Source organism: Massilia glaciei (assembly GCF_003011895.2).
Taxonomy (GTDB): Bacteria; Pseudomonadota; Gammaproteobacteria; order Burkholderiales; family Burkholderiaceae_D; genus Telluria_A; species Telluria_A glaciei.
The window spans coordinates 25,010-36,466 of record NZ_PXWF02000262.1; the positions used below are offsets into that span (position 1 = coordinate 25,010).

12 protein-coding genes are annotated in these 11,457 nt (G+C 65.7%); 9 read left to right on the top strand and 3 right to left on the bottom strand.

Features of this window, described 5'->3' with window-relative positions:
* Positions 1-154 precede the first annotated feature (154 nt).
* Positions 155-436 carry a KTSC domain-containing protein gene (locus C7C56_RS18930; RefSeq protein ID WP_106758928.1) on the top strand — a complete coding sequence of 94 codons (282 nt, stop codon included), beginning with the start codon at positions 155-157 and terminating at the stop codon, positions 434-436.
* Here the strand turns inward: C7C56_RS18930 and C7C56_RS18935 are convergent.
* Positions 433-1,656 (bottom strand): hypothetical protein, encoded by a 1,224-nt coding sequence (locus C7C56_RS18935; RefSeq protein WP_106758929.1) that lies wholly within the window; start codon positions 1,654-1,656, stop codon positions 433-435. The two genes, C7C56_RS18930 and C7C56_RS18935, sit on opposite strands and share 4 nt — an antisense overlap.
* Before the next feature lie 152 nt (positions 1,657-1,808).
* Positions 1,809-4,181, bottom strand: a complete 2,373-nt coding sequence (gene metE, locus C7C56_RS18940; RefSeq protein ID WP_106758930.1) for a 5-methyltetrahydropteroyltriglutamate--homocysteine S-methyltransferase — start codon at positions 4,179-4,181, stop codon at positions 1,809-1,811.
* 123 nt (positions 4,182-4,304) lie between these two features.
* Between metE and C7C56_RS18945 the strand changes: the two genes are divergently transcribed.
* The 8 genes from C7C56_RS18945 to C7C56_RS18980 all read left to right on the top strand — a co-directional run bounded on the left by C7C56_RS18945 (position 4,305) and on the right by C7C56_RS18980 (position 11,017).
* The gene (locus C7C56_RS18945) at positions 4,305-5,213 is read left to right on the top strand and encodes a LysR family transcriptional regulator (protein WP_106758931.1); all 909 of its coding nucleotides are present in this window, start codon (positions 4,305-4,307) and stop codon (positions 5,211-5,213) included.
* Positions 5,214-5,371: 158 nt separating this feature from the next.
* Positions 5,372-5,692, top strand: a complete 321-nt coding sequence (locus C7C56_RS18950; RefSeq protein WP_146204550.1) for a hypothetical protein — start codon at positions 5,372-5,374, stop codon at positions 5,690-5,692.
* A 53-nt stretch (positions 5,693-5,745) separates the two neighbouring features.
* Positions 5,746-6,924 carry an acetyl-CoA C-acetyltransferase gene (locus tag C7C56_RS18955; RefSeq protein ID WP_106758933.1) on the top strand — a complete coding sequence of 393 codons (1,179 nt, stop codon included), beginning with the start codon at positions 5,746-5,748 and terminating at the stop codon, positions 6,922-6,924.
* Positions 6,925-6,972: 48 nt separating this feature from the next.
* Positions 6,973-7,713, top strand: a complete 741-nt coding sequence (phbB, locus tag C7C56_RS18960) for an acetoacetyl-CoA reductase (protein WP_106758934.1) — start codon at positions 6,973-6,975, stop codon at positions 7,711-7,713.
* A gap of 135 nt (positions 7,714-7,848) precedes the next feature.
* The gene (locus C7C56_RS18965; RefSeq protein WP_106758935.1) at positions 7,849-8,706 is read left to right on the top strand and encodes a substrate-binding domain-containing protein; all 858 of its coding nucleotides are present in this window, start codon (positions 7,849-7,851) and stop codon (positions 8,704-8,706) included.
* Positions 8,707-9,044: 338 nt separating this feature from the next.
* Positions 9,045-9,995: a prolyl aminopeptidase gene (gene pip, locus C7C56_RS18970; protein ID WP_106758936.1), complete on the top strand. Its 951-nt coding sequence runs from the start codon at positions 9,045-9,047 to the stop codon at positions 9,993-9,995.
* 62 nt (positions 9,996-10,057) lie between these two features.
* The gene (locus C7C56_RS18975) at positions 10,058-10,531 is read left to right on the top strand and encodes a DUF2721 domain-containing protein (RefSeq protein WP_106758937.1); all 474 of its coding nucleotides are present in this window, start codon (positions 10,058-10,060) and stop codon (positions 10,529-10,531) included.
* 30 nt (positions 10,532-10,561) lie between these two features.
* Positions 10,562-11,017 (top strand): hypothetical protein, encoded by a 456-nt coding sequence (locus C7C56_RS18980; protein WP_106758938.1) that lies wholly within the window; start codon positions 10,562-10,564, stop codon positions 11,015-11,017.
* Here the strand turns inward: C7C56_RS18980 and C7C56_RS28300 are convergent.
* Positions 11,005-11,223 (bottom strand): hypothetical protein, encoded by a 219-nt coding sequence (locus tag C7C56_RS28300; protein ID WP_146204551.1) that lies wholly within the window; start codon positions 11,221-11,223, stop codon positions 11,005-11,007. The genes C7C56_RS18980 and C7C56_RS28300 overlap by 13 nt on opposite strands.
* Between the last annotated feature and the right edge of the window lie 234 nt (positions 11,224-11,457).

The window sequence follows — 11,457 nt, forward strand, 5'->3', positions numbered from 1 at the left end:
GGCAAGGCGATCGGTGGAAGATGCCGGGAATATTACACCAGACAAACTTCCACGTGGATGAATCCGGTTTGCCCTTTTGCGGTCCCGAACTGGTGGTGTAAACGGGCGGCGCCTGTACAATCGGCGGCACCAAGCCAGATATCAGGAGGCAGTCATGGAGATGAAACGCATCAACGCAGGCAAGCTGCGTGCGATCGGATACGCGCCGCGCGAGCGTGTGCTGCGGGTCGAGTTCGACGATGGAAACGCGATCGATTACCAAGGTGTCGGCACGGAGGTGTGGCGCAAGTTGTCGACCTCGGGATCGGCCTGGAGCTACTACCGCGACAACATAGAAGAGGAGTTCTCGGGCAAGCGCGGCGTTGCGCGCAAGGCGGAGCGGCCGGCCGGGCTCGATGACCTGTTCGGCGCTCCCCCCGGCGATGCCAAGTCCTAAGTTCCGGCCAGCTGCCGCGCGAGCACGCGGCCGACAAACGCGCCCCCGTCACTGTTCGCCGAAACCAGCTTCAGCAAATCGGACTTGACCGCCGCCTCATCCACGCCACACGCGCCGGCCGCCTGCATGACGGCCGCGTAGGCGTCCAACACGTCGGTGCCGGTGATCTCGTAGCCCCATCCGGCGGCGATGCCGCGCAAACCTGCCATGCCCGCCGCGAACCCAAATTCCGGTTGCGCCGCCGCATAGTCCCTGGCGGCGCGGATCACCGTTCGGGGGTCGGCCCCGCTGCTGTTTGCGAGCTCGATGGCCAGGTCGAAAAAGCCGCCATCCTTGGCGGCGGCAAACCACTTTCCTTTCTGGCCAGGCAGGCTCGCCACCAAGTCGCGCAGGATTTTCTCCCTGGGCAGGTGCGGGTACTTCTTGACGATGGCCTTGAATGTGGCCAGATTGGTCGTCGCGAACGTCCCCTCGATGCCATAGCGCACATATGCCTCGTCCGCGAACCCGGAGTCGAGCAGCACCCGTTCGCAAAATTGGGCGATCGCGGTGTCCGATGTGTAACGTCCGCGGGTGTCCTCGGCATAGCGTATCGCCTCGGCGCCCTTGCCTGACGCCGCCAGTGCCTTGGCGCCCCATTGGCGGTCGTGCCAGGACTTGTGGACGGGTTTTTCCAGCAATGCGAGAAGCTCGTCGTACCGTTGGGCGGCGTAGAGGGCGCTCAGGCAGGCACTCGTGCCTTTGAAGAAGCCGTGCTCTCCGGCCGCGTTGCGCTCCCAGACGCTTGTCACGGTGTAAACCAGGTCATCGGCCCACTTGGATGCAATCTCCGGCGTAGCGCACAACTCGCCCCAGCATTCGCCCAGGTATTCGAGATATGGCATGTTGTCCTCCTGCAGCGCCTCCCACAGGCGCTCGAGCCATTTCTCGCGCACCGCTCGGCTCACCTGCGCCGTCGCGATGATCGGCACCAGGGTCTCGATCGCGCGGTTCACCGCGGTGCCAATGGCGCCGCTCGATGAATCGACGCCCTCGATCGCCGGCGCCAGCTTTTCCAGAAACAGCACGGCGCCTTCGGCGGCCAGTACGGGCTCCTTCTTCGCGGCCGCCTTTATTTCAACCAACGCCTCCTTGATCCGTTGGATGGGCGGTTGGGATTTCCAGCCGAATGCCCTGCGGCGCAAGCGCGGGGCGAATTGCCATTTGTATGCTGTAGCCATGTGCCTTGATATGTCCGGAGGGTTGGCGCGTCGATCGGGCGCGGCCTGCGAGTATCGGGCAATACCGCGGGGATGACAAGGGCCGAGGTCGCGCCGCTGGTGGTGGGGGGATGCGATGACGTGGGGCGTCGCGGCGTGATGCGGGTGCGGTGCTATTGCCCGTCGCGGTGCGTCACGGGGGGAGTGGCGGCGCGCATCTGGCGCGCCGCCGCCACCATGTTCGCCAGCGCGGTTTCGGTCTCGGCCCAGCCGCGCGTCTTCAGGCCGCAATCGGGGTTGACCCACAGGCGTGCCGGTTCGATCACGCGCGACGCCTCCCTCAGCAGCCGCACCATCGCCCCGGTGCCCGGCACGCTCGGCGAATGGATGTCGTACACGCCCGGGCCGAGCGCGTTCGGGTAGCCGAGCCGGCCGAAGCCGTCGAGCGTGGCCATGTCCGAGCGGCTCGACTCGATCGTGAGCACGTCGGCGTCCATCGACGCGATCTGCGGCAGGATGTCGTTGAACTCCGAGTAGCACATGTGGGTGTGGATCTGGACGTCGTCGCGCGCCGCCGCCGCCGTCACGCGGAACGCGCGCGTGGCCCAGGCCAGGTAGTCGTCCCAGCGCGCGCGCCGCAGCGGCAGCCCCTCGCGGATGGCCGGCTCGTCGATCTGGATGATGCCGATGCCGGCCCGCTGCAGGTCGGCCACCTCGTCGCGGATCGCCAATGCGATCTGCAGCGCGGTCTGGGCGCGCGGCTGGTCGTCGCGCACGAACGACCATTGCAGCATCGTGACCGGGCCGGTCAGCATGCCCTTTACCGGGCGCTCGCTCAGGCTCTGCGCGTGGGTGGCCCATTTCAGCGTCATCGCGCGCGGGCGGGCGACGTCGCCATAGATGACCGGCGGCTTGACGCAGCGCGAGCCGTACGACTGCACCCAGCCGCCCGCGCTGAAGGCGAAGCCGTCGAGCTGCTCGCCGAAATACTCGACCATGTCGTTGCGCTCGGCCTCGCCGTGCACCAGCACGTCGAGGCCGATCTCGAGTTGGCGCCCGACCGCGTGCGCGATTTCGGCGCGCATCGCCGTCTCGTAGTCATCGCTGGCGAGCTGGCCGCGTTTGTGGGCGGCGCGCGCGGCGCGGATGGTGTCGGTCTGCGGGAACGAGCCGATGGTCGTGGTCGGCCAGTCGGGCAGGTTCAGGCGCGCGCGCTGCAGCCGCTGGCGTTGGGCGAAGGGGGCGTTGCGCCGCTCGTCGGCGGGGCCGAGCGCGCGCACCCGCTGCGCGACGCCGTCGTTGTGCACCCTTGTACTGCGGGCCCGGCCGCCGATGGCTTGGCGCGCCTGCGCCAGCGCCGCCCCGGTGGCGGCGTCCAGGCGGCCGCCGAGCGCCGCCTTCAGGGTCGCCAGTTCGGCCAGCTTTTCGGCCGCGTACGCCATCCATGAGCGCAGCTCCGGGTCGAGCGCGGTTTCGCCTTCGAGGCTGTAGGGCACGTGCAGCAGGGAGCACGAGGGCGCCAGCCACAGCGCGCCGCCGCGCTTTTCGAGCAGCGGCGCGAGCACGCTGATGGCCGCGTCGAGGTCGGTTCGCCAGACGTTGCGGCCGTCGACGATGCCGACCGACAGCACCTTCGGGTGCGCCAGCCAGTCGCTGATGCTGGTCAGTTCGTGGCGCGCGCGCACGCCGTCGACATGCAGGCCGGCCACGGGCAGGCGGCAAGCCAGGCCCAGGTTTTCCTCAAGCGGCGAGAAGTAGGTCGCCAGCATGATGCGCGCGCCCGCCTGCGCCAGTTGCCAGTAGCAGCTCTCGAAGGCGTTGCGCCAGGCCGGCGGCAGGTCGAGTCCGAGGATCGGCTCGTCGAGCTGGACCCATTCCACGCCTTTCCCCTTGAGGCGCGCGAGCAGTTCGCCGTAGGCCGGCAGCAAGCGGTTGAGCAGGCCCACGCGTTCGAAGCCGGGGGCGTTGTCGCGCTCCTTGCCCAGCCATAAAAAGGAGAGCGGTCCGACCAGCGCGACCTTGACCGGGTGGCCCAGCGCCTGCGCCTCGGCCACTTCGCCGAGCAGCCGGTCGGCCGCCAGCGAGAACGTAGTGTGCTCGGAGAACTCGGGGACCAGGTAGTGGTAGTTGGTGTCGAACCATTTGCGCATTTCGAGCGCGGCGCCGTTGCCGTGCGCGTGCCCGCCATCGCCGCAGCAGTCCGCCCCGCGCCCGCCCGTGCCGCGCGCCATGGCGAAGCTTTGCGCCAGGTCGAAGCTTTGCGCCAGGTCGGTCTGGCCGGCCGCGAAGCCGAAGCGCGCCGGCGCGCAGCCGAACAGGCCGATCTGGCCCAGCATCTGGTCGTAGAAGGCGAAGTCGCCGACGGTGACGAAATCGAGCCCGGCCGCGGCCTGCTGCGCCCAGTGGCGCGCGCGCAGGGCGCGTCCGGTTTCTTCGAGCTCGGCGGCGCTGGACTGGCCGCGCCAGTGCGCCTCGAGCGCGTGCTTGAGTTCGCGGTTGGCGCCGATGCGCGGGAAGCCGAGGAGGTGGGTGTGCACGTTGTTCATGGGGTTCGATCGGAATTGTTTTTGACCACGCAAGTGTGCGTGAAAGCGGACTATAATAAAAACGAAAGATTTTGCGCTTCCACATGAAAGAAACTAATACATGCGTTTTCCCCCGGACTTGCCATGCTAGAACTGCGCCACCTGCGCACCCTCGCCGCGCTGCGTTCCGCCGGCAGCCTCGTGCGCGCGGCGCAGTTGCTCAACCTGACCCAGTCGGCGCTGTCGCACCAGGTCAAGCTGATGGAGGACCGCTACGGTTGCGCCTTGTTCGAGCGTAAATCGGTGCCGATCGCCTTCACGGCGACCGGCAGCCGCCTGCTCGAGCTGGCCGACCTGGTGCTGCCGCGCGTGGAGCAGGCCGAGCGCGACGTCGCCCGCCTGTCGCAGGGCGACAAGGGCCAGTTGCGCGTGGCGCTCGAGTGCCACACCTGTTTCGACTGGCTCATGCCGGTCATGGACGAGTTCCGCCAGCGCTGGCCCGACGTCGAGATCGACCTCGTGTCGGGCTTCCACAGCACGCCCGTCGAGTTGCTGCGCTCCGGGCAGGCCGACCTCGTGATCGGCTCGCCCTGCGGGCCCGAGTACGCGGTCTCGCCGCTGTTCCGCTTCGAAATCCTGGTCGTGCTGGCCCAGAAGCACCGCCTGCACGGGCACCGGCGCCTGGCCGCCGCCGACTTCGAGGGCGAGACCATCATCACCTATCCGGTGCCCGAGCAGCGCATCGACCTGATCCGCGAGGTGCTGCAGCCGGCCGGCGTCAAGTTCGAGCGCCGCACCGCCGAGCTGACCGTGGCCATCCTGCAGCTCGTGGCGAGCCGGCGCGGGGTGGCCGCGCTGCCCAACTGGGCGATCAAAAATTACGTCGACTACGATTACGTGATGGCCAAGCCGGTCGGCGAGCACGGCCTGTGGAGCGAGCTCTACGTGTCGGTGCCGCCGGCCCTGTCGGGCAAGGCCTATGTCAAGGATTTCGTCAGCGTGATCCGCGAGCAGTGCGCGGCGAGCCTGGACGGCATCGAATTGCTAAGTTAATAAAAGGAAATCCGCAAGGGTATTTATTTGGGGGTAGATGATTTTTGGCATATGCTGCTAAGATTGATCTTGCTCAAACACAAACAGACGGCGGAAATTAAGATGGGCGACTTTGCCACGTATTTGCGTGTCTAAGATTGACCATCAAAAGGAACGCCATGTTTTCGACCTATGAGCAATTACTGCAAGCATCCCGGGATATGTTCGACGCCCAGGTGGCCTTTTTCACCGATTCCGTGCACGCGCTCGTCGATGCCGGCGTCAACGCGGCCGAATTGCAGGCCGAAGCTGTAAAAACATTGATGGCAACGGCCACTGTCGCGACCCGGCAATGGTTTATGACCAGCAAAACGAACGACTGGCTGACCCCGGTCGCGCACCTTGTGAACGATGGCCAGCTCGAGCTGGCGGCGCTGCCCGGCAACGCGCGCGCGCCCGCACCGCCTGAGAATAAAACGGCGGCTGGCACTTCGCGCTAACTACTGGCCGGAGCCAGCCGTCACTTTCAACTGTAGATCTAACGGAGAATGACATGGAAGACGTCGTAATCGTGGCCGCTGGCCGCACCGCAGTGGGCAAATTTGGTGGCGCGCTCGCCAAAATCCCCGCTGCCGAACTCGGCGCGCACGTAATCAAGACCCTGCTGGGCAAGGTCGGCATCGATCCCGCCGCCGTCAGCGAGGCCATTTTGGGCCAGGTGCTCACCGCCGGCGTGGGCCAGAACCCGGCGCGCCAGGCCGTCATCAAGGCCGGCCTGCCCGACATGGTGCCGGCGTTCACCATCAACATGGTCTGCGGCAGCGGCCTCAAGGCCACCCACCTCGCGGCCCAGGCCATCAAGTCGGGCGACGCGAGCATCGTCGTGGCCGGCGGCCAGGAGAACATGAGCGCCGCGCCGCACGTGCTGCCGGGCTCGCGCGACGGCTTCCGCATGGGCGACGCCAAGCTGGTCGACACCATGATCGTCGACGGCCTGTGGGACGTCTACAACCAGTACCACATGGGCGTCACGGCCGAGAACGTCGCCAAGAAATACGACGTCTCGCGCGCCGAGCAGGACGCGTTCGCGCTGGCCTCGCAAAACAAGGCCGAGGCCGCGCAAAAGGCGGGCAAGTTCAAGGACGAGATCATCCCGTTCGAGATCGTCACCAAAAAGGGCAGCACCTTTTTCGACACCGACGAGTATCCAAAGCACGGCAGCACGGCCGAGTCGCTGGCCAGCCTGCGCCCGGCCTTCGCCAAGGACGGCACGGTCACCGCCGGCAACGCCTCGGGCCTCAACGACGGCGCCGCCGCGGTCGTCATGATGTCGGCCTCCAAGGCCAAGGAACTCGGCCTGGCGCCGCTGGTGCGCATCAAGGCCTACGCCTCGGCCGGGCTGGACCCGACCATCATGGGCATGGGCCCGGTCTCGGCCACCCGCCTGTGCCTGCAAAAGGCCGGCTGGACCCACGAGGACGTCGACCTTATGGAGATCAACGAGGCGTTCGCCGCGCAGGCGATCGCCGTCAACAAGGAAATGGGCTGGGACACCAGCAAGATCAACGTCAACGGCGGCGCGATCGCGATCGGCCATCCGATCGGCGCGTCCGGGGCGCGCGTGCTGGTCACCCTGATCCACGAAATGATCCGGCGCGACGCCAAACGCGGGCTCGCCAGCCTGTGCATCGGCGGCGGCATGGGTGTGGCTTTGGCAGTAGAGCGGGATTGAGTCCCGCTGTGTTCGCGGTAGGTAGTTAAAAAAACAGGAGAAGACAAAATGGCAAGAGTTGCATTAGTGACAGGTGGAATGGGCGGTCTGGGCGAAGCGGTGTGCATCAAGCTGGCCGCGCTCGGATATAAAGTTGTCACAACCTATTCCCCTGGCAACACCAAGGTGGACGCGTGGCTGGCCACGACCAAGGACATGGGCTTCGACTTCAAGGCCTATGCGTGCGACGTGGCCGACTACGAGTCGGCCCAGGCCTGCGTGGCCAAAATCGTGGCCGAGGTCGGCCCGGTCGACGTGCTGGTCAACAACGCCGGCATCACGCGCGACATGACGTTCAAAAAAATGGACAAGCCTAACTGGGACGCCGTGATGGCCACCAACCTCGACTCGGTCTTCAACATGACCAAGCCGGTCTGCGACGGCATGGTCGAGCGCAACTGGGGCCGCATCATCAACATCTCCTCGGTCAACGGGCAGAAGGGCGCCTTCGGCCAGACCAACTATTCGGCCGCCAAGGCCGGCATGCACGGCTTCACCAAGGCGCTCGCGCTCGAGGTGGCGCGCAAGGGCGTGACCGTCAACACCATCTCGCCGGGCTACATCGGCACCAAGATGGTCATGGCGATTCCGCAGGAAGTGCTCGACAGCAAGATCATCCCGCAAATTCCGATGGCGCGCCTTGGCAAGCCGGAGGAAGTCGCCGGGCTGGTGGCTTACCTGTCGTCCGACGAGGCCGCCTTCGTCACGGGCGCCAACATCGCCATCAACGGCGGCCAGCACATGTCCTAAACGAGCTGGGTTTCACACAGCAACGACGGGCGCCGCGAGGCGCCCGTTTTTATTTCCAGATCACGAAGCAGGCTTGCCGGTGCTCGCTTACAATCGTGGGACACGGCCCCGCGGGGCGCACGAAAGACAAGCACCATGGGTACAGATACACACCAAAGCCGCACCATCGCCGTCATCATCCCGGTCGATCGCGACACGCTGCGCAGTTTGTCCGACCCCTTCCTGCTCGCGATGCTGGGCAGCCTGGGCGACGCCCTGACCGAACAGGGCTACGACATGCTGTTCTCGCGCATCGGCACCGACCAGTTGCTGTCGGCGGCGGCGCCGTACGACCTCGGGCGCGCGGTCGGCGTCATCCTGGTGGGCCAGTGGGGCCACCACGACCAGATCAACGAACTGGCCGCGCGCGGCGTGCCGATCGTGGTGTGGGGCGCGCACCTGCCGGACCAGCGCTATTGCTGCATCGGCACCGACAACGTGGCCGGCGGCCGGCTCGCGACCGAGCATTTGATTTCGCTCGGGCGCAAGCGGATCGCGTTCTTTGGCGACCTGGCGCTGCCCGAACCCGAGCAGCGCTACCGCGGCTATTGCGCGGCGCTCACCGCGCACCACATGCAGATCGACCCGCAGCTGCAGGTGTCGGTCACGTTCGACCCCGAGGGCGGGGTGCAGGCGGTCGGGGAGATGGCGCGCCGCGGCGTGCACTACGACGCCGTGTTCGCCAGCAGCGACCTGATCGCGATGACCTCGATCGACGCCATGCGCGAGCGCGGCATCAGCGTGCCGCTCGAGGTGGCAGTGGTCGGCTACGACGACGTCGAGCAGTCGGCCTATTTCCAGCCGCGCCTGACGACCGTGCGCCAGCCGATCGCCGAGGCGGGCCAGGCGTTGGTGGCCTCGCTGCTGTCGCTGATCGACGGCGAGCAGCCGCCGTCGCTGCTGCTGCCGACCGAGCTGATGGTGCGCGCCAGCGGCGGCCAGCCGCTGCGCTGAACGCGGGGCGCGCGCAGCTTCGTATGGATTGGAAGATACGAATCGGTCGCGTAATAGATTTTGAATTGCTTTAGAAATCGTAGCGAGAGGAAGCTAGTTGAAACAAACTCACCTCGTCCCCGCGGAGGCGGGGACCCCATAGGAAGGACGTTTGCACCTAGCAACTGTTCTATGGGTCCCCGCCTCCGCGAGGATGATGTTGGTTTGTGGCATTGGAATGCTTCTCGCACGATTCGGGCGACTGAAAACCTTGGCGCCCAATCCGGGAATGACGTGCTTAACTTAGCCGCATTGGCTACAATCGGCGCATTCACCACGACCACAAACGAGACGCACCCATGCCAGCTACACCCCTGTTCCCGCCGATTCAGCCGATCCGGCATGGCATGCTCGAGGTCGACGCGCTGCACACGATCTACTGGGAGGAGGTCGGCAACCCCGACGGCGTGCCCGTGTTGTTCCTGCACGGCGGCCCGGGCGCCGGGCTGTCGCCGCAGCACCGGCGTTTTTTCGATCCCGCGCATTACCGAATCATCCTGTTCGACCAGCGCGGCGCCGGCAAGTCGACCCCGCTGGGCGAGTGGCGCAACAACACCACCGCGCTGCTGATCGAGGACATCGAGACCTTTCGCGTGCGCTTCGGGGTGGCGCAGTGGCTGGTGTTCGGCGGCTCGTGGGGTTCGACCCTGGCGCTGGCCTACGGCGAAGCCCATCCCGAGCGCTGCCTCGGCTTCATCCTGCGCGGGATCTTCCTGTGCACGGCGGCCGAAATCGACTGGTTCCTGCACGGCGTCCAGTGGTTCTACCCCGAGCTGTACGAGGAGTTCGTGGCCCCGATCCCCGCCGCCGAGCGCGCCGACCTGCTCGGCGCCTACGCCGCGCGCATGCTGTGCGACGACCCGGACGTGTACTGGCCGGCGGCGCGCGCGTGGAGCCGGTTCGAGGGCCGCCGCGTGTTCTTGCTGCCGCAGCCCGAGGAGGCGTCGTCGGACACGCTCGACCTCGGCGTGGGGCGGCTCGAATCGCACTACATGGCCAACCGCGGCTTTTTTGCGGACGACCAGCTGGTGCGCGAGGTGGGCCGCATATCCCACCTGCCGGCCGTGATCGTGCAGGGGAGGTACGACGTGATCTGCCCGCCGCTGTCGGCCTGGCGCCTGCACAAGGCCTGGCCCGGTTCGCGCCTGGAGATGATTCCCGACGCCGGCCACGGCGCGCTGGAGCTGGGCATATCGGCGGCGCTGGTGGCGGCCACCGAACAGTTCAAGCGGCGCGGCCGCTTCGACTGAGCACGGGGCGCCGACGCTGCTGCTACACTAGCGGCTGGCGACGTCAAACAGGCAAGTTATTCATGAATATCGAGATCAGCAACATAGGCCATGTGATCCAGTTGGCGATCGCGCCGGTGTTCCTGCTGACCGGCGTGGGCACCAACCTGATGGTGCTGACCAACCGCCTCGCGCGCATCATCGACCGCTCGCGCGTGCTCGAGGACCGCTTGGAGATTGGCGCCAACGCGCACTACACCGAGGAACTCGACGTGCTGTACCAGCGCTCGCACCTGATCAACCTGTCGATCACGCTGAGCACCACCTGCGGTTTGCTGGTGTGCCTGGTCATCGCGATGCTGTTCCTTGGCGACACCACCAACGTCCCCCTCGACAAATACATCGCGGCCTGCTTCGTGGTCGGGATGCTGGCGCTGATTGGGAGCTTCAGCTACCTGCTGCGGGAAATTTTTATCGCCTCAAGAAACATGCGCGTGCGCGGCCGCAGCCGCCGCAAACCGCGCCGCCCGGCCGAGCGCCAGGGCGAGGGCACTTAACAGATTGAGTCACCGGATCGAGTCACTTTTATGCATGATTACAAACGTCCTCCCACGCTGCACCGCTATGCCACGCGCGCCGAGCTCGAACTGTCGCTGACGCTTGGCCAGTTCCGCCTGGTGCCTGCCAACAACTGTCTGACGCTGTCGTTTTCGACCGTGTGGGACAAATCGCTGTTCGATCTGCTGGCGCCCGCCGACAGCTGTTTGGTGATCCACAACACCGAGGAATTCGGCGAGCGCCTGCACCGCGCGGTGCAGCGCACACTGCCGAGCTGGGCGGGGATCGACGGCGAGGTCGAGTACGGCGTGCGCGCCGCGCTCGGCGCCGCCTTCACCAAGACCAGCGCCGAGGCGCACGAGCGCGAGTGGCAGTTTGCCTGGCGCGCGATGGCGCCGCAGATGAGTTTGAATCCGGTCACGGTCAAGATCGGCAGTATCGAGACCTTCGCTGAATTGCGCGATCGCGAGAGTTACGCGGCTTGAGCAAAGTCGTTTCTGCCATTGGCTGCGACGGCGTTCTCCATGGTTGGGATTTGGCTTGCCATCGCCTGCCGCCGAATCTGCTTGATGCCTTGATGCAGGGCTTCTACACGTAAGATGCTGCTGCAATGGCGGCATGAGGGCGAGCGGAGGGCGAGCGGCCGCATAGTGATGCGGTCTTTGAATCCCTCGCCTTCGCGAATCACCAACCCTATCCCCTTTTGGCGGTTTTTATATTATCGAGCCGGGGTTGGGCGACGCCTATTGTGAAACAGAACGAAACGGCGACGCCAAGCAACGTAACATTGCTAGGCTCCAATGCGATATGTTTTAAAAGAATACGTTCGCGAACTTGATCGAGCAGGCGAGGCTTGCATTCCTTCATTGCAATCTCAAAGGTGGGTTGGCAGTTTCTCGTTAGGGTGTGCTAAAGTGGGCTACTC